The sequence below is a fragment of the Microbacterium maritypicum MF109 genome (genome assembly GCF_000455825.1).
GTDB classification, from domain to species: Bacteria; Actinomycetota; Actinomycetes; order Actinomycetales; family Microbacteriaceae; genus Microbacterium; species Microbacterium maritypicum_A.
Genome location: NZ_ATAO01000188.1, coordinates 22,941 through 40,366, shown reverse-complemented (window position 1 = coordinate 40,366; position 17,426 = coordinate 22,941). Strand labels below are relative to the sequence as shown.

The window sequence follows — 17,426 nt, the reverse complement described above, 5'->3', positions numbered from 1 at the left end:
CATCCGCGGCGGGGTTACCCTCGGGTCATGACGAACGCGATGCACGCGACGCGGGGGGAAGAGGCGCGGCGGGACACCCTCCGGGCAGCCGCCGCCGGCCTGAGCGCGTCGTTCCTCGCCGTCGGCCTGGCGGAGCTCGTCGCCGCGGTGGTGGAGCCGAGCGCGAGCCCGTTCGCCGTGATCGGGAGCGGGCTCATCGATCTCGCACCGAGCTGGGCGAAGGACACCGCCATCGCGCTGTTCGGCACCGGGGACAAGGCGGCCCTGATCACGGGGATCGCCGTCGTGCTCGTCGTCGTCGCCGCCGTCGCCGGGATCCTGGAGCGCAGACGATCCGGTCTCGGGGCGGTGATCCTGGGCGCCCTCGGCGTTCTCGCCGTCGTCGCGGCGATGATCCGACCCGGCGCGGGACCCTTCGCCTGGCTCCCCGGTCTCATCGCCGGGCTCGTGGCGGTGATCACTCTGCGTCTCCTCGTGGCGCGACTGCGACCGGTCGCGGGCCTGCAGCCCGACGGCGAGGACCGGAGACGGTTCCTGCTGTGGACCTCCGGGGTCGCCGCGGCCGGCGCCGTGGCTCTCATCGTCGGGAACGTCGCGCGCGGCGCGAGCCGTTCGATCGAAGCCGTCCGCGATGCCCTGCGGCTGCCGAGCGCGGCACGCGCAGCGGCCGCGGTTCCTGCCGGCGCGGAGCTGGGGATCCGCGGTCTGGCTTCCGTCGTGACACCGAACGCGGACTTCTACCGGATCGACACCGCGCTCATCGTGCCGCAGGTCGACCCGGCCGACTGGTCGTTGCGCATCCACGGGATGGTCGACCGCGAGATCGAGATCACCTGGGACGAGCTGCTGGCCATGCCGATGCAGGAGTCCGACGTGACGCTCGCCTGCGTGTCGAACGAGGTCGGGGGATCACTGATCGGCAACGCCCGTTGGCTGGGTCTTCCGGTGCGGGAGCTGCTCGCGCGCGCGGGTGTGGATCGCGACGCCGACATGGTGCTCTCGACCTCGGCCGACGGCTTCACGGCATCGACCCCGATCGAGGCGCTCACGGATGACCGCGACGCTCTGCTCGCGATCGGCATGAACGGAGAGCCGCTGCCGATCGAGCACGGATTCCCGGTGCGGATGGTGGTGCCGGGTCTCTACGGCTATGTGTCGGCCACGAAGTGGGTCACACAGCTGGAGGTGACGCGGTTCGACCGTGCCACGGCCTACTGGACGACGCGAGGGTGGTCGGATCGCGGGCCCATCAAGCTGCAGTCCCGCATCGACGTCCCGCGCCGTGGGCAGTCGGTCCCGGCGGGGGCCGCGGTGATCGCCGGGATGGCCTGGCAGCAGCACGTCGGCATCGCCGGGGTGGAGGTGCGCATCGACGACGGCCCGTGGCGCGCCGCCGAGCTCGCGACCGCGATCTCCGCCGACACCTGGGTGCAGTGGAGTCTCGACTGGACCGCCGAGAGCGGTGCGCACACCATCGAATGCCGGGCGCTGAGCGCCGACGGCGAGACGCAGACCTCGGATCCGGCTGCTCCGGCACCCGACGGCGCTCAGGGATGGCACCGCATCGACGTCTCCGTCGGCTGAGCGCGTAACCACCCGCGGCATCGCACCTAGAATTGCTCCATGCCCGCAGGCGAATCCTTCTACATCACCACGCCCATCTACTACCCGTCCGACGTGCCTCACATCGGTCACGGGTACACGACGGTGGCCGTCGACACGCTCGCACGGTGGCACCGCCAGGCGGGGGATGACACCTGGATGCTCACGGGCACCGACGAGCACGGTCAGAAGATGCTGCGCGCGGCGGCGGCGAACAACGTCACCCCGCAGGAATGGGTCGACAAGCTCGTCAGCGAGAGCTGGTTCCCGCTGCTGACGACGCTCGACGTCGCCAACGACGACTTCATCCGCACGACGCAGGAGCGGCACGAGACGAACGTGCAGACGTTCTTCCAACGCCTGTACGACCGCGGGTACATCTACGCGGGCGAGTACGAGGCGCTCTACTGTGTGGGCTGCGAGGAGTTCAAGCCCGAGTCGGAGATCGTCGACGGCACCGGTCCTTTCGAGGGACTCAAGGTCTGCGCGATCCACTCCAAGCCTCTCGAACTGCTGCAGGAGAAGAACTACTTCTTCAAGCTCAGCGAGTTCCAGGACCGCCTGCTCGAGCTCTACAAGACCCAGCCCGATTTCGTGCGCCCCGACTCCGCGCGCAACGAGGTCGTCTCCTTCGTGAGCCAGGGTCTGAAGGACCTGTCGATCTCGCGTTCGACCTTCGATTGGGGCATCCCGCTGCCCTGGGACGAGTCGCACGTCATCTACGTGTGGGTCGACGCCCTGCTGAACTACGCCACGGCCGTGGGCTACGGCTCCGATGAGGAGACCTTCGCACGCCGCTGGCCCGCCTACCACGTGGTCGGCAAGGACATCCTGCGCTTCCACGCCGTGATCTGGCCCGCGCTGCTGATGGCGGCCGGCCTCGACGTGCCCAAGGGCGTGTTCGCGCACGGCTGGCTGCTCGTCGGCGGCGAGAAGATGTCGAAGTCGAAGCTCACCGGTATCGCGCCGACCGAGATCACCGACGTCTTCGGCTCGGACGCGTACCGCTTCTACTTCCTCTCGGCGATCGCGTTCGGCCAGGACGGATCCTTCTCGTGGGAAGACCTGTCGGCCCGCTACCAGGCCGAGCTCGCGAACGGTTTCGGCAACCTCGCCTCGCGCACGACCGCGATGATCGAGAAGTACTTCGATGGCGTCGTGCCGCCCGCGGCCGAGTACACCGAGAAGGACCTCGCGATCCAGAAGATCGTGGCGGATGCGGCGACGAATGCGGATGCGTCCATCGCGCAGTTCCGCATCGATGAGGCGATCTCGGCGATCTGGACGATCGTCGACGCGCTCAACGGCTACATCACCGCGAACGAGCCGTGGGCACTGGCCAAGCAGGCGAACAGCGGAGACGAGGACCAGCGCGCACGCCTCGGCACCGTGCTGTACACCTGCGCCGAGGGGCTGCGCGCCCTCGCGGTGCTGCTGTCGCCGGTGATGCCGGAATCGACCGAGAAGCTCTGGGTCGCCCTCGGCGCCGCCGAGACCCTGGGCCGCCTGCAGGACCAGCCGATCCGCGAGGCGGGCGCCTGGGGCGTGCTGCGCCCCGGCACCAGTGTCAACGGCCTCTCGCCGCTGTTCCCGCGGGTGGAGTCAGCGGGCTGAGCCGCGGCCCGGAACACAGAGCGCGAAGAGATGGCCGAGACCTACGTGCGTGAGCGTTCGGGGGACGGACGCAAGGATCTGAAGTATCCGTCCGCCCCCGAACCGCTGACGGTTCCGGTGTACGACAACCATGCGCACCTCGAGATCCTCGACGGAGACGATCCGCTCTCGCTGAGCGAGCAGCTCGACCGGGCGGCGGCCGTGGGCATCGCCGGGGTCGTTCAGGCTTCGGGCGACATCGAGTCGTCGCGGTGGGCGGTCGAGGCCGCGGCATCCGACCCTCGTGTGCTGGCCGCCGTCGCGATCCACCCGAACGATGCGCCGACGTACGCAGAGGAGGGGCGTCTGGATGAGGCGATCGCGGTGATCGACGAGCTCGCCGCACACTCGCGCACCCGGGCGATCGGCGAGACGGGGCTGGACTTCTTCCGCACGGAGCCCGAACGGCGGGCGCCGCAGTTCGAGTCGTTCGAGGCGCACATCGCGCTCGCGAAGAAGCACGGCATCGCGATGCAGATCCACGACCGCGACGCACACGACGCCGTGCTGGAGACGCTCTCCCGCCTCGGCGCCCCGGAGCGCACGGTGTTCCACTGCTTCTCGGGCGACGACGCGATGGCGCGCATCTGCGCCGATGCCGGGTACCACCTGTCGTTCGCCGGCAACGTCACGTTCAAGAACGCCCAGAACCTGCGCGATGCGTTGAAGGTCACCCCGCTCGATCGCCTCCTGGTCGAGACGGATGCGCCGTTCCTCACCCCGGTGCCGCTGCGCGGACGCCCGAACGCGCCCTACCTGGTGCCGATCACGGTGCGCTTCATGGCCGCCGAACTCGACCTCGACGTCGATGAGCTGTGCGCCCAGCTCGCCGAGAACACCCTGCGGGTCTACGGCTCCTTCGACTCCTGAGGCTCGTTCGCCGACGGACTCGCGGGTTCCGCGTCGTCGGGACCGGTGTCGGCGATGGGCTTCGCCGACACGATCTGCGAGATGGGCTTCCACACCAGCAGCAGGGTGAGGGCTGCGCCGACGAAGGCGAACCACCACGGGGCGGTGAGCCCCCAGACCTGGGCGATCACGCCGCCGAGCGCCTGACCGACGACCATGCCGCCGAAGACGCCGACCATGTTCACGGATGCCACCCGGCCCTGGAGCTCGGCGGGGACGAGCCGCTGTCGCACGGTCGTGGAGATCGTGCCCCACACGAACGCGTAGGCGCCGAAGAAGAACATGATGACCAGGGCGACCCACCCGGTGGTGGTGAGGGCGAACGACAGGTGCATGAGCACCTCGAGCGAGAGCACGACGCGCATCAGCGTCGCGAACGACACGTGCCGTTCCAACCAGCCGAAGCTGAGGGTCGCGAGGATCCCCCCGGCCGCGGATGCCGTCGTGAGTGCACCGTAGCCGACCGCGCCCATGTGCAGGTGCTCGGTGGCGTACAGCACGAGGACGCCCCAGGGGGCCGCCCAGGTGATGTTGAAGACCAGGATGATGAGCACCAGCATCCGTACCGGCGGGTTGCGCCACAGCCACCGCAGGCCTTCGGCGATGTCGGTGTGCACGGGCGGGTGGGTGTCGGTCTCCCGGGGCGGGACGGGCGTCGTCGCCATGCGCGAGATGAGCACCACGGCGAAGCTCACGCACACGACCTCGAGCAGGAAGGGCCACGCCGTGCCGGCCGCGAACAGGAATGCTCCCAGCGGGGGACCGGCGAACTGGTTCGCGACCAGGTATCCGGCCTGCAGGCGCGCGTTGCCGACGCCGAGGTCTGCGGGTTTCACGAGCATGGGCAGCAGCGTGCTTCCCGCCGTGTCGACGAAGACCTCGGCGGTGCCGTAGAGGAACGCGACCGCGAGCACGATCCAGATGTTCGCGACCCCGGTGAGGAGGAACACGCAGAGAGCTGCGAGCACGAGGGCTCTGGCCGCGTTGGCGAACATGACCAGGCGACGACGGTCGAAGCGGTCGGCGATCGCGCCGGCGTGCAGGCCGAAGAGCAGCCAGGGGAGGAACTGCAGGATCGCGCCGGCCGCCACCAGGATCGGCGACGAGGTCATCGACGCGATGAGCAGCGGAGCGGCCGCGAGCGCGACGCCGTCGCCGACGTTGCTCGTCCACGACGACGCGAGCAGCCAGCGGAAGTCTCGGCCCATGCGGCGGGGCGCGACGAGTTCACCGAGAGAAGGCACCAGAGAAGACTACTGACGGCGGGGGACATCGAAGGAGTGGGGGAGAATGGGGGGATGACCGTCACCCTGCTCGGCGCCACCGAGATCCGCCGCCTCGCCGCCGAGCTCGACGTCACCCCGACGAAGAAGCTCGGCCAGAACTTCGTCACCGATGCGAACACCGTCCGCAAGATCGTGCAGGCGGCCCGCGTGCAGCCGCACGAGCGTGTGGTCGAGGTCGGACCGGGGCTCGGCTCCCTGACGCTCGCGATCCTCGAGACCGGCGCCTCCGTCACAGCCGTCGAGATCGATCACCGACTGGCCGCCCGCCTCGCGCAGACCGCGGCCGAGCACGGCGTCGAGGCCGATCGGCTCACGGTCGTCGATGCGGATGCGCTGCGCATCACCGCGCTGCCGGGGGAGCCCACCGTGCTGGTGGCCAACCTGCCCTACAACGTCTCGGTGCCGGTGCTGCTGCACTTCCTCGAGAACTTCGCCTACCTCCAGCGCGGCGTCGTGATGGTCCAGGCCGAGGTCGCCGAGCGCCTGGCCGCGAAGCCCGGCTCGAAGATCTACGGCTCGCCCAGCGTCAAGGCCGCCTGGTACGGGGAGTGGAAGCTGTCCGGAAACGTCTCCCGCCAGGTGTTCTGGCCGGTGCCGAACGTCGACAGCCTGCTCGTCGGCTTCGACCGCTCCGAGGGCGAGCGCGGCACCGAGGAGGAGCGTCGCCGCACGTTCCAGATCGTGGACGCGGCGTTCAACCAGCGCCGCAAGATGCTCCGCCAGGCCCTCTCCGGGATCTTCGGCAGCTCGGCCGCGGCGTCGGAGGTGCTGATCGCCGCCGGTGTCGCCCCGACTGCACGCGGAGAAGACCTCACGGTCGAGGACTACCAGCGCATCGCGCAGCACGCCCCGGCGGCGGACGCCGCTGCGGAGATCGTCACCGACGACGTCGCTCCCACCCAGTAATCTGGCACCGTGACCGACTCCCCCCGCTTCCGCCCCGATGTCCCCGAGCTGCACCGTCCGTATGCGGCGGACGAGAACCGCTACCAGCAGTTCGCCTACCGCCAGGTCGGCACGTCCGGCCTCTACCTGCCCCCGATCTCGCTCGGGCTGTGGTGGAACTTCGGCGACAACATCCCGCTCGACAACCAGCGCGCACTGCTGCGCCACGCGTTCGACCGCGGCATCACGCACTTCGATCTGGCGAACAACTACGGCCCGCCCTACGGCTCGGCCGAGAAGAACTTCGGGCGCATCTTCGCCGAAGACCTCCGCCCGTACCGCGACGAGCTGATCATCTCGTCGAAGGCCGGGTGGGACATGTGGCCCGGCCCCTACGGCGACTTCGCGAGCCGCAAGTACATCCTCGCCAGTGCAGAGCAGTCCTTGACCCGCATGGGTCTCGACTACGTCGACATCTTCTACTCGCACCGCGTCGACCCGGTCACCCCGATCGCCGAGACGGTCGGCGCGCTCGACACCCTGGTGCGGCAGGGCAAGGCCCTGTACGTCGGGATCTCGTCCTACAGCGCCGAGCGCACGGCCGAGGCCGTCGCGGTCGCGAAGGACCTCGGCACGCCGCTGGTCATCCATCAGCCCGCATATTCGATCCTCAACCGCTGGGTCGAGGACGGCCTGACCGACACCCTCGAGCAGTCGGGCCTGGGGGCGATCGCCTTCACGCCGCTGGCGCAGGGGCTGCTCACCGACAAGTACCTCGGTGACGGTACGGCCGAGCGCGCGCAGAAGCGCGGCTCGCTGCCGGAGGGGCGGCTCACCGACGACGCGGTGCAGACGCTGCGTTCACTCAACGAGGTCGCGCAGGGACGCGGCCAGTCGCTCGCGCAGCTCGCCCTGCAGTGGACGCTGCGCACCCCCGTCGTGGCCTCCGCACTGATCGGCGCTTCCCGTCCCGAACAGCTGGACGAGAACATCGCGGCGGTGAACGGACCCGCCTTCACGACGGAGGAGCTCGCCCGCATCGACGAGCTCGCCGGCGCCATCGACGTCAACCTGTGGGCGAAGTCCTCGGAGCTGTGACCCGATCATGAGCCATGCCGCGTTCACCGATTCCGTGCACGTGCGCGCCCCGGGGAAGATCAACGTCTTCCTCGGGGTCGGCGGGCGGCATGACGACGGCTACCACGCGCTGGCGACGGTGTTCCAGGCGGTCTCCCTCTACGAAGACGTGATCGCGCGCCCGGCCGACGACTTCTCGGTCACGGTCTCGGGTGTGGAAGACATCGGCTCGGTTCCTCTCGACGACCGCAACCTCGCGATGCGTGCGGCCAAGCTGCTCGCCGCGGCCGTGGATCATCGCGGCGGAGTCGCCCTGGAGATCCGCAAGAGTGTGCCCGTCGCGGGGGGCATGGGGGGAGGATCTGCGGATGCTGCGGCCGCCCTGGTCGCCTGCGATGCGCTGTGGGGCACCGGGCTGTCGCAGACGCGCCTGCACGACCTCGCCGCGCGTCTCGGCGCGGATGTGCCCTTCGCGCTGCACGGCGGCACGGCGGTCGGCACCGGTCGCGGCGATCAGCTCAACCCGGCACTCGCGCGCGGACGCTTCGACTGGATCCTGGTGCCCAGCGAGCAAGGGCTCTCGACGCCCGTGGTCTACGAGCGCCTCGACCTGCTGCGCGAGGAGGAGGGGGCTCTCGCCGACGATCCGCCGCTGTCGCTCGACGTGCCGATCCCGGTGCTGCAGGCGCTTCGGTCGGGCGACCCGGTGAGGCTCGCCGAGACGCTGTTCAACGATCTGCAGGCTGCGGCCCTCTACGAGCGACCCGACCTCGCTGACACGATCCGTCAGGGGGTCGCTGCCGGCGCGTTGCAGGGCATCGTCTCCGGTTCCGGACCCACCGTGGCCCTGCTGTGCCCCGATCCCGAGACCGCACAGGACGTGCAGTCCTCGCTGCGGGAGGGAGGGCTCGACCCCCTGCATGTGCACGGTCCCGTTCCGGGCGCGCGCATCATCGGCTGACGGGCGAGACGCTCACTCCGCCTGCAGCAGTGCGCTCACCCGGTAGGGGATGACCTCGCGCAGGAACAGGCTCGTCGAGGTGCGGAGGATGCCGGGGCACAGCCGCACCACCTCGGCGACGCGGTAGAGGTCGTCCGGGTCCTTGGCGACGACGCGCAGCAGCAGGTCGGTGTCACCGGCCGGCGCGAAGCACTCCAGCACCTCGGGAACACGGCTGAGCGCCTCGATCGCGGCGGTGATCTTGTGCTGGTCGAGCTCGACGAGGATCGAGGCGGCGACGCCGCGGCCCAGTGCCTGCGGGAGGATGCGCGAGCTGTGCGCACGCAGATAGCCACCCGACTCGAGACGGTCGAGACGTGCGTGCACGGTGCCGCGTGCGAGGCCGAGGTCCTGGGCGATCAGGGCCACCGGGCGCCGTGGGTCGGTGTCGAGCACCGTGAGGATCCGTCGGTCGGTCTCGTCGAGGTTGGCCATTTCGATCACCGTCGCCTTCTTCGGGTCGCGTGGATTGATCGGATCGATCAATCGAAACTCACTCTATGGTCTGAATGCCCTATACGTGTTGAGATGAGTGTCAGATACGCAGGATGTCGGCCACGAGCGGGCATCACGCGCACTCGACGGAGAGGCCACGAGCCGCCCCTGCCGGGTGTCGACGGCGACGGGCCACGAGCCTCGGCCGGCCCCGTCCCCGGGAGGGGCGGGGCAGGCGCTGTCCCTGAGGTGGCGCTGTCCGCTGATGGTGCGAGGGGTGCGTCAGTCGCGGGGAACGAGCAGACGCAGCTGCACCATGGCCGAGAACCGGGCTTCCGGATCGGTCAGATCGAGTCCGCTGATCTCCGACAGTCGGCGCAGCCGATACCGGAACGTGTTCGGGTGCGTGTAGACCCGTGCCGCGGCCACCGCGACATCGCCGAAGGCATCGAGCCAGGCCCGCAGCGTCTCGACCAGGTGCGTGCCCTTCTCCCGATCCTGGGCGAGGAGCTGGGCGACGGGGCCGGTGGGCTGGTCACCCCGTGCACGCACGAGGTCGCCGAGCTCGACCAGCAGTGCCTCCATCTGCACAGCGGTGAAGCGTGCCACCGGTTCATGCGACGGGGCCTGTCGGACCACGCGGAGGGCGCGGTCGGCGTTCGCGCGGGATGAGGGGATGCCGGCGGTCTCGTCCGCCACCGTACCGACGCCGATGCGGATCTCGCTGGTCGCTCCGAGCCGACCGAGGAAGTCGGTGGCCACACGCGCAGCGCGGTTGTCCGCGTCGCTGCGCTCGGCTCCGGATTCGGCATCGCCCTGCTCCGGGCGGGTGCCGACCACGGCGTACACGACATCGCCGATCACGGCGACGGCGGAACGGAGGTAGACCGCGCCCAGGTGCACGGCGAAGGCGTCGGCGATGTGCTGTCTCTCCGCGACACCCCGGGCGCCGGCCGATGGTTCGTCGTCGGCCTCTTCCGCCGCGGACAGCGCGAGGACCACGCATCGGTGGTCGTTCAGCCGCAGCCGCGCCGTGGCATCCGCCGCACCCGGACCCCCTTCGAGGATGGTGGCGAGCAGGTCGGCGCGCAGCCGGCGCTCGACATCGGCACCGGCCCGCAGGCGCAGCATATGCAGGGCCACCAAGCCGGCGGAGTCCTTCAGCGCACGCACACGGTCGGGGGAGAGCGGCTCCTGCACCGCGGCCCAGATCGATCCGAGGATCTCGTCGCCCGCGCGCACGGCCAGGGCCACGCGGGGGAAGGACGGAAGGCCCTCGGTGTTGAGCACCGGACCGACGTCGATCGGATCCTCGCTGCGATACAGCTCCTGGAAGACCCCGCGCTCTTCGAGCTGGCGTGCGAACCGCTCGGGGACCTGTCGTCCGAGAACCGTCTCGATGCGTGCCGGATCGGCTTCGTGCTGGCGCCCCGAGAACGCGACGACCCGGGAGTTGCGGTCCTCGATCGTGACCGGGGCGTTCAACAGGGTGGCGATCGCGTTGGCGAGGGCGAAGAGATCGCCGGAAGGCATCCCGCCGAGCGTGGTGGCTCCCTGATCGCCGACGTCGCCCTCGGCGATGAGCGAGCGCAGCATCGCGGCCAACTGTGCCCACGACGCCCCGCGGGTGAGGGCGAGGACAGGGATGCCGGTGGCCTCGGACGCATCGCGCACCGGCTGCTCGGCGCGCACCGGGGCGCGTAGCACGAGGGCGGAGGCGTGCTGGGCGGCGAGGGTCTGCAGCAGTGCGGCGATCTCCTCGGGGTCGCTCAGCCCGACGCCGAGGACGAGGGCACCGCGCATCGGCATGGCATCGTCGAGGACGTCGTGGATGACGACCGTCTCGATCTCGGCGTCGTCGTCGGCCGCACCGCTCACGACCTCGAGCAGGGTGTTGCCGAGGTCTTCGATGACCCGGCCGAGGCTGGCGCGGGGCCTGGTCGTCACGGACATGAGCACAGGGCCCAGGGTAGGGGGAGACCGCCGGTCGCGGAGCTGTGGGGCACGACGAAATCGTATCGACTCTTGGTCGATCTCGACAGGATCGTCGTGCCCCGCTCGGGCGGTCATCCTGTGCTCAGACGGCGATCCACTCGGTGCGGACCGTCACGGCGTCCAGCGCAGCCTGGTCCGGGGTGACACCGATCCCCGGGCCCGTCGGAACCGTGAGCGTGCCGTCTTCGACGACGAACGGCTCGGTGATGTCGCGGGAGTAGTAGCGGCCCGAACCCGAGGTGTCGCCGGGGAGCGTGAAGCCCGGCAGCGCCGCGAGAGCGACGTTCGCCGCACGGCCGATCCCGGTCTCGAGCATCCCGCCGCACCACACCGGGATGTCGTTGGCCACGCACACGTCGTGGATGCGACGCGCTTCGAGGTATCCGCCGACGCGGCCGGGCTTGATGTTCACGATCGAGCACGCGCCGAGGGCGATCGCATCCGCCGCCGCGCGGGCCGACACGATCGACTCGTCGAGGCACACCGGAGTCGTGATGGCCCGGGCGAGCTGCGCGTGGCCGAGCAGATCCTCCTCGTCGAGGGGCTGTTCGATCAGGAGCAGGTCGAACGGGTCGAGCTTGGCAAGATGCCGGGCGTCGCCGCGGTGGTACGCGGTGTTCGCGTCGACCTGCAGCAGCACGTCGTCGCCGAAGCGCTCCCGCACCGCGCGCACGGGGTCGATGTCCCATCCCGGTTCGATCTTCAGCTTGATGCGCACGTACCCCTCGTCGAGGTATCCGCCGACGGCGTCGAGCAACTCGGGAATGGAGTCCATGATGCCGACCGAGACACCGCAGTCGACCCGGTCGCGCACGGCACCGAGCTCGCGGGAGAGCGGCACTCCGGCCGCGCGCAGCTGCGCATCGAGGATCGCCAGCTCGACCGCGGCCTTCGACATGCGGTGCCCCTTGAACTTCGCCAGCGCTGGCGCGACGCCACCCGCGTCCAGATCCTTCACCTGCGCGAGCGCCGGAAGCAGGAATCGCGTGATCACATCCACGCTCGCCTCCACGTACTCGGAGGAGTACAACGGGTCGTTCATCGCGACCCCCTCGCCCCAGCCCTCCGCCTCGTCGGTGACCGCGCGGACCAGCAGCGCCTCGCGCACGGTCTGCACCCCGAACGATGTCCGGAACGGCGACACCAGGGGCATCTCGATCACGCGCAGTTCGAATCCGGTGAGCTTCATCCCTGTTCTCCTCTGTCGATGGTGTAGGCGCCGGAGCGGTCGAACGCGAGCACGCGCCCTCCACCTTCCAGCGATGATCCGAGCGTCTCCCGCAGCGCCAGACGCCACGCGGTCGCGCGGGCGGGTTCGGTCAGACGCAGGGTCTCGATGTCGCGCGGCAACGCCACGCGCACCAGGCGCGCGTCGGTGCGATGACGGAGCGGCCCGAGGTCCTCGCCCACGCTGAGCAGGGGCTCGACGCGCGCGAATCCGTCGGCGGATCCGTCGGTCAATTCCTCGTCGGGTCGGTCGGCGGAGACGGCGGGATCGCCGTGGCAGGCGGCCACGACCCGGGGGTCGCGCACATACCAGGTCACCAGCATCCGATCGGTGTCGTCCGCGCCGTTGAGGGCGTCGGCCATGTGTCCGTAGAAGTTGCGGTGATACGACGTCGGGCTCGCCGCGAGCTTCACGAGGTTGAAATGCGCGTTCCGGCTGATGAGCGGATCGAACGTCCAGGAGATCTCGTCCAGCCCCTCGTCGAGCGCCCATGCCCGCTGATGCACCTTGAGGGCGAAGCCGACGCTGCGGCCCCGCATGCGCGAGGAGACACCGGCGATGTGGCTGTGCAGGGCGCGCTGGCCGGGGGCGGCGAAGAACCCGAAGCACGCTCCCACCAGCTCGTCGTGCTCGAAGGCGCCGCCCACGTAGCTGCCGGCCTTCGACAGCGCCCGCAGGGTCTCGACGTTGACGGGAGAGGCCTCGCCCTGCTTCGTCCAGATGCCCTGGAACAGCTCGGCGACCCGGGCGAAGTCGTCCACCTCCGAAAGCAGGCGGATATCCACTCCCGCTCTCCTGGCTGCGGCGCTCGCGGCATCGGCCGCCTCCTCCGGCGAAGCGCGGAACGCGGCGGCATCCGTCATGCTCATGCCCTTCCTCCGGCCCGTGCATCCCGATCGAGCGGTGTCTCCCGCTCGGCCAGGACGGTGGCGATCAGCTCCTGCAGCAGCAGGGTGCGTTCGGGGATCATCGCGATCACCACGTGCTCGTCATCGGCGTGCGCGCCACCGCCGACGGCACCGAGGCCGTCGAGCGTCGGCACGCCGAGCGCTGCGGTGAAGTTGCCGTCGGAGGCCCCGCCGACCGCGATGCCCTGGAACGGAGTGAGTCCGGTGCGCGCGGCGATCGCGACCGCCTGCGCGAACAGGTGCGCCGACGACTCCGGCTCCAACGGACGTCGGTTCGCACCGCCCTCGATACGGACGGATGCACCCGGAATCGTCGGAGGGAGGTCGCGGAGCGCCGCATCCACCCTGTCCTGCTCCGCCACCGTGCGCACCCGTACGTCGACCGCGAACTCCGCCGCAGCCGGCACCGTGTTCGTGGTGCTGCCGGCGCGCACGAGCGTAGGGGTCACACTGGTCCCCGCCGCGCGGTCGCCCAGGTCGGCGATCGCGAGCAGCAGATGCGCGGCCTCGACGGCGGCGTTCACCCCGCGCTCCGGTTCCAGCCCGGCGTGAACCGCCCGGCCGGTGACGTGCACCCGGTAGAGCGAGACGCCCTTGCGCGCGATCTTCACGGCGCCGCCCTCGGCCGCGGCCTCCAGCACGAGGGCCGCGGCACAGCCGAGCGCCTCCTGCTCGATCAGTGCGCGTGAGCTCGGCGAACCGAGTTCCTCGTCACCCGTGATCAGGATGCTGACGCCGGTGCGGTCGGGCAGCGCCGCCACGGCATGCAATGCCATCGCCACGCCGGTCTTCATGTCGAAGCATCCCGGCCCCCGCAGCACGCCGTCGTGGAGGCGGAACGGAAGTCTCCGCAGCGAGCCGAGCGGCCAGACCGTGTCGTGATGACCGAGGACCAGCACCACCGGTTCGCCGAACCGCCATCGCAGATGTGTGCGCCCTTCGATCACGATGCGCTCGGGGGCCACGCCCAGCAGCCGCTCGCCGAGGGATGCGACGACATCGGCGCTGCGGGAGACGGCGTCGAGGTCGTCGGAGGGGGACTCGCAGGAGACGAGGGTCTCGATGTCGGCCAGGACCTGGTCGAGGTCCACGTCCGCCTGCACGCTCATCACGACACCTTCGGCGCCGCGCGGACGCCGTGGTGCAGGTAGTGCTCGCCGGTGGGCAGGGAGTAGAAGACCACGGCATGCCACCCCTGCTCGCCCTCCGGCCGCATCACGAACTCGCCGTGACGCACCGGGACCAGCGGGTGCTCCTGCACCGGGTCGGGGAGCAGCGCGGCGAGGGGGCCGTTGAGCGTGGTGCGCATGCGGAGACCTTCGTCACCGCGGAAGATCTCGGTGCGGACCCCGGAGCGGTCGTAGATGCCCTCGAACTCGGAGAAGTCGTCGGCGAACGGCTCCTCCGGAGGGGTGAGGCCCGCCGGCACGTGCACATCCGCGAGCTCGGAGAAGATCTCGTCGAACAGCTCGGCATACAGGTCATGCGTGTTGCCGCCGTTGGTGAGCATCGTCACCGCGAGCTGCTCGTCCGGCAGGATGCGCAGGAACGCGGCTTGGCCGATGGTGTTCCCGTCGTGACCGTAGAGTCGGCGCCCGTCCCAGTCGAACAGGATCCACCCCACGCCCCAGGCGTCTCCGAGCGAGTACGGATCGGGCATGTCGACCTCCCGCTGCTGCATCCGTCGCACGCTCTCCTCAGACAGCACCCGCGTGCCGTCGGCGGCGAGTCCCCCCGTGAGGTGCATGCGGGCGAAGGCGAGCACGTCGGCGGTCGTGGAGTTCACCAGTCCCGCCGGACCCATCGCGCGCGGGAGCATCCAGGCGGGGGCGAGCACGGGACCGTCGTCGCCGGTCTCGGTGTGGCCGCTGGCCGCCCGGAACATGATGGCCTCCTCCGGGAGCGTGGAGGAATGGGAGAGGCCGAGCGGCGAGATGAGCAGGTCGCGCATGGCCTGGTCCCAGCTGGTGCCGGTGATCTTCTCGATCACGCGGCCCGCGAGCACGAACCCCGAATTGCAGTACGACATGGTCGCCCCCAGCGGGTGGTTCTGGGCGACCCCGTCCAGGAGCGAGACGTACTTCTCGAGCGTGTCGTCACCCCGCCCGGTGTCGGTGAAGACGTCGCCGTCGATCCCGCTGGTGTGGCTGAGCAGGTGGCGCATCGTGACACGACCGGTGATCTCGGGATCCGAGGAGGAGAACTCTGGCAGGTAGTCGACGATCGGGGCATCGAGGTCGAGCCTGCCCTCGTCGACGAGCCGCATCACGACGGAGGCGGTCCACACCTTCGTCATCGAGCCGATCTGGAAGACGGAGTCGTCGGTGGTCTCGATGCCGGTGCGCACATTGAGTATGCCGTGATGCGCATATACCGGCTCTTCGCCGACGCGGAGGATGCCGAGGGTCGCCCCAGGAACCTTGTGCGCTACGGCCAGGGCGCTCAGCCGCTGCTGCCAGTGCCGGGCGTCGAGCCGTGCGCGCACGGGCTTCCCCGCGGCAGGGGCGTACTGCTCGACCCAGTCGATCACGCGCTGTGAGAAGTCCGCCCGGTGCGAGGGTGCGCCGGAGAGGACGAACAGGTGAGAACCGCCGGGGTAGAGCACGAGACGCGTGGGGACACCGCGTTCGCGCAGGGCGGTGAACCACTGCTCCGCCTGACCGACGGGGCAGCGGTCGTCGGCCGCTCCGTGCAGGATGAGGGTGGGCGTGGTGACCCGATCGACCTGCGTGAACGGGGACTGCGCCGAGATGCGCTCCTCGTCGCGCCAGGGCAGTCCGCCGTTCTCCTTCGACGACAGGTAGTGGCCGAAGTCGGACGTGCCTCCCATCGAGAACAGGTCGGTGACCACACCTCCGGCGACGGCAGCGGCGAAGCGGTCGTCGCGCGAGGTGAGGAAGCAGGTCATGAAGCCGCCGTAGCTGTAGCCGGTGACGGCGAGGCGAGCCGGATCCGCGATGCCCTCGGCCACGAGTTGGTCGATCGGCTGGAGGAAGTCGTTCGCGTCGCTGACGCCCCACCCTCCGGAGACTGCGGAGAAGAAGGCGTCGCCGTAGCCGTCGCTGCCGCGCGGATTGAGGGTGAGGACGGCCCAGCCGCGTCGTGCGAGCACCTGGTGATACGGGTGGATGACGTCGGCCGCGCCGTTCCACGCGTTGTGCGGGCCGCCGTGGATGTCGAGCAGCAGCGGGAGAGGCCCTGCGGCGTCGGGGTCTCGACGCAGCCATCCGGTGACGACCGTGCCGTCCGAGATCGTGAAGCGGCGCTCCTCGGCGCGGACGAGGTCGAAGTCGGGGGTGCCGTATCCGGTGAGCACGCTCGTCGTCCCGTCGGCGAGGTCCAGGAGTGCGACGTCGCCGAACGACTCCGGTGTGGCGAGCACGATCGCCGCGGATGCTCCGGCGACCGACAGCCCGGACACGTTCGCGGTGCCGCCGACGAGCGTCACAGCGCCCGACCCGTCGGGGGCCACGCGGTACACGTGCGAGTAGCCGTTGTCACGCAGGCAGAACACGATGTCCCCGCCGTCGGTGAACCGCGGCATCCCACCGGGGTAGCCGGGGCCACCCGGCATCACGTTGCGGTCGAGGCTTCCCGTGATGTTCTGCGGCTCTCCGCCGTCGACCGGGAACAGCAGCAGATCCGCGTTGCCGACCTCGGTGTCGAGACGTCCGGCCGCCAGCACGTGGCGACCGTCCGGAGTCCAGCCGACCGCTGTGGCCTGCACGTCGGCGGCACTGATCTGCACGGCCTCGCTGTTCGGGTCGGTGGAGGAGCGCACGAACACGGGGATCCGCATCGTCAGGTCCGCATCGTCCTCGACACTCGACGAGTAGGCGATCCGCGTGCCGTCGGGCGACCAGAACGGCTCGGAGGCGTGGGAGGATCCGCGGGTGAGGACCGTGACGGCGCCCGAGTCGACGTCGAGCACGTGCACCTGCTGCACGAGGGTGCCGAGGTTCCCCGCGCCGTCCGCCTTGTAGCCGAGACGGTCGGTGGCCGTCGGTGCCGAACGCCGGGCGAGGATGGTCTCCGCGCCCTCGCCGGGGAGCGCGGCGCCGTCGACCGGCGCCGTGAAGGCGATGCGCTGTCCGTCGGGGCTCCAGGCGGGGGCGCCGGCGCCGAGAGGGAGAGTCGTGAGGTTGCGCGCCTCGCCACCGGCAGCCGGGAGGAGCCAGAGCTGCGCGGGGCCGTCCTGCGCGCGCAGGAACGCCAGCTGCGAGCCGTCCGGGCTCCATACCGGCGTCGAGTCCGCCGTCGCGTAGGTCAGCGCGGAGGGGGTTCCGCCCGCGGCCGGAACCTGCCACAGCGCCCGTGCGTCGCGGTCGCCGTCGCGGTCGGTGGTCCGCAGCACGAAGGCGATGCGGGTGCCGTCCGGAGACAGCGCGGGCTGCTCGGGCGTGCGGACGGAGAGCAGGTCGTCGACGGTGACGCGGTTCATGAGAGCT

Annotated in this window: 13 protein-coding genes; 6 read left to right on the top strand and 7 right to left on the bottom strand. The window is 70.2% G+C overall.

Annotated features, from left to right (window positions below; translation table 11 throughout):
* Window positions 1-27 precede the first annotated feature (27 nt).
* The 3 genes from L687_RS32065 to L687_RS32055 are packed head-to-tail and all read left to right on the top strand — an operon-like array spanning window position 28 to window position 4,125.
* The gene (locus L687_RS32065) at window positions 28-1,584 is read left to right on the top strand and encodes a molybdopterin-dependent oxidoreductase (RefSeq protein WP_031207402.1); all 1,557 of its coding nucleotides are present in this window, start codon (window positions 28-30) and stop codon (window positions 1,582-1,584) included.
* 39 nt (window positions 1,585-1,623) lie between these two features.
* Window positions 1,624-3,216: a methionine--tRNA ligase gene (metG, locus tag L687_RS32060; protein ID WP_021199903.1), complete on the top strand. Its 1,593-nt coding sequence runs from the start codon at window positions 1,624-1,626 to the stop codon at window positions 3,214-3,216.
* A 30-nt stretch (window positions 3,217-3,246) separates the two neighbouring features.
* Window positions 3,247-4,125 carry a TatD family hydrolase gene (locus L687_RS32055; protein ID WP_021199902.1) on the top strand — a complete coding sequence of 293 codons (879 nt, stop codon included), beginning with the start codon at window positions 3,247-3,249 and terminating at the stop codon, window positions 4,123-4,125.
* Here the strand turns inward: L687_RS32055 and L687_RS32050 are convergent.
* Complete coding sequence (locus tag L687_RS32050; protein WP_021199901.1) at window positions 4,104-5,372, bottom strand: MFS transporter; 1,269 nt, start codon at window positions 5,370-5,372, stop codon at window positions 4,104-4,106. The two genes, L687_RS32055 and L687_RS32050, sit on opposite strands and share 22 nt — an antisense overlap.
* A 90-nt stretch (window positions 5,373-5,462) precedes the next feature.
* Here L687_RS32050 and rsmA point away from each other — a divergent pair, with 90 nt between their 5' ends.
* The 3 genes from rsmA to L687_RS32035 are packed head-to-tail and all read left to right on the top strand — an operon-like array spanning window position 5,463 to window position 8,373.
* Window positions 5,463-6,356, top strand: coding sequence for a 16S rRNA (adenine(1518)-N(6)/adenine(1519)-N(6))-dimethyltransferase RsmA (rsmA, locus tag L687_RS32045; RefSeq protein ID WP_021199900.1), 894 nt, complete (start codon window positions 5,463-5,465; stop codon window positions 6,354-6,356).
* A 9-nt stretch (window positions 6,357-6,365) separates the two neighbouring features.
* Window positions 6,366-7,433 (top strand): L-glyceraldehyde 3-phosphate reductase, encoded by a 1,068-nt coding sequence (gene mgrA / locus L687_RS32040; protein WP_021199899.1) that lies wholly within the window; start codon window positions 6,366-6,368, stop codon window positions 7,431-7,433.
* A 7-nt stretch (window positions 7,434-7,440) separates the two neighbouring features.
* Window positions 7,441-8,373, top strand: coding sequence for a 4-(cytidine 5'-diphospho)-2-C-methyl-D-erythritol kinase (locus tag L687_RS32035; protein ID WP_021199898.1), 933 nt, complete (start codon window positions 7,441-7,443; stop codon window positions 8,371-8,373).
* A gap of 12 nt (window positions 8,374-8,385) precedes the next feature.
* Here L687_RS32035 and L687_RS32030 read toward each other — a convergent pair whose 3' ends face one another.
* The 6 genes from L687_RS32030 to L687_RS32005 form a co-directional block, all read right to left on the bottom strand.
* On the bottom strand, window positions 8,386-8,847 hold the full coding sequence (locus L687_RS32030; RefSeq protein ID WP_031207398.1) for an Lrp/AsnC family transcriptional regulator: 462 nt from the start codon (window positions 8,845-8,847) through the stop codon (window positions 8,386-8,388).
* A 282-nt stretch (window positions 8,848-9,129) separates the two neighbouring features.
* Window positions 9,130-10,800 carry a helix-turn-helix domain-containing protein gene (locus tag L687_RS32025; RefSeq protein WP_021199896.1) on the bottom strand — a complete coding sequence of 557 codons (1,671 nt, stop codon included), beginning with the start codon at window positions 10,798-10,800 and terminating at the stop codon, window positions 9,130-9,132.
* A gap of 124 nt (window positions 10,801-10,924) precedes the next feature.
* The gene (gene menC, locus L687_RS32020) at window positions 10,925-12,031 is read right to left on the bottom strand and encodes an o-succinylbenzoate synthase (RefSeq protein ID WP_021199895.1); all 1,107 of its coding nucleotides are present in this window, start codon (window positions 12,029-12,031) and stop codon (window positions 10,925-10,927) included.
* On the bottom strand, window positions 12,028-12,939 hold the full coding sequence (locus L687_RS32015; protein WP_021199894.1) for a hypothetical protein: 912 nt from the start codon (window positions 12,937-12,939) through the stop codon (window positions 12,028-12,030). The genes menC and L687_RS32015 overlap by 4 nt, the downstream gene beginning before the upstream one ends.
* Entirely contained in the window at window positions 12,936-14,087 is a 1,152-nt protein-coding gene (locus L687_RS32010) for a M20 family metallopeptidase (RefSeq protein ID WP_021199893.1), read from the bottom strand. Before L687_RS32010 ends, L687_RS32015 begins: the two co-directional genes overlap by 4 nt.
* The gene (locus L687_RS32005; protein ID WP_021199892.1) at window positions 14,087-17,419 is read right to left on the bottom strand and encodes a serine hydrolase; all 3,333 of its coding nucleotides are present in this window, start codon (window positions 17,417-17,419) and stop codon (window positions 14,087-14,089) included. Before L687_RS32005 ends, L687_RS32010 begins: the two co-directional genes overlap by 1 nt.
* Between the last annotated feature and the right edge of the window lie 7 nt (window positions 17,420-17,426).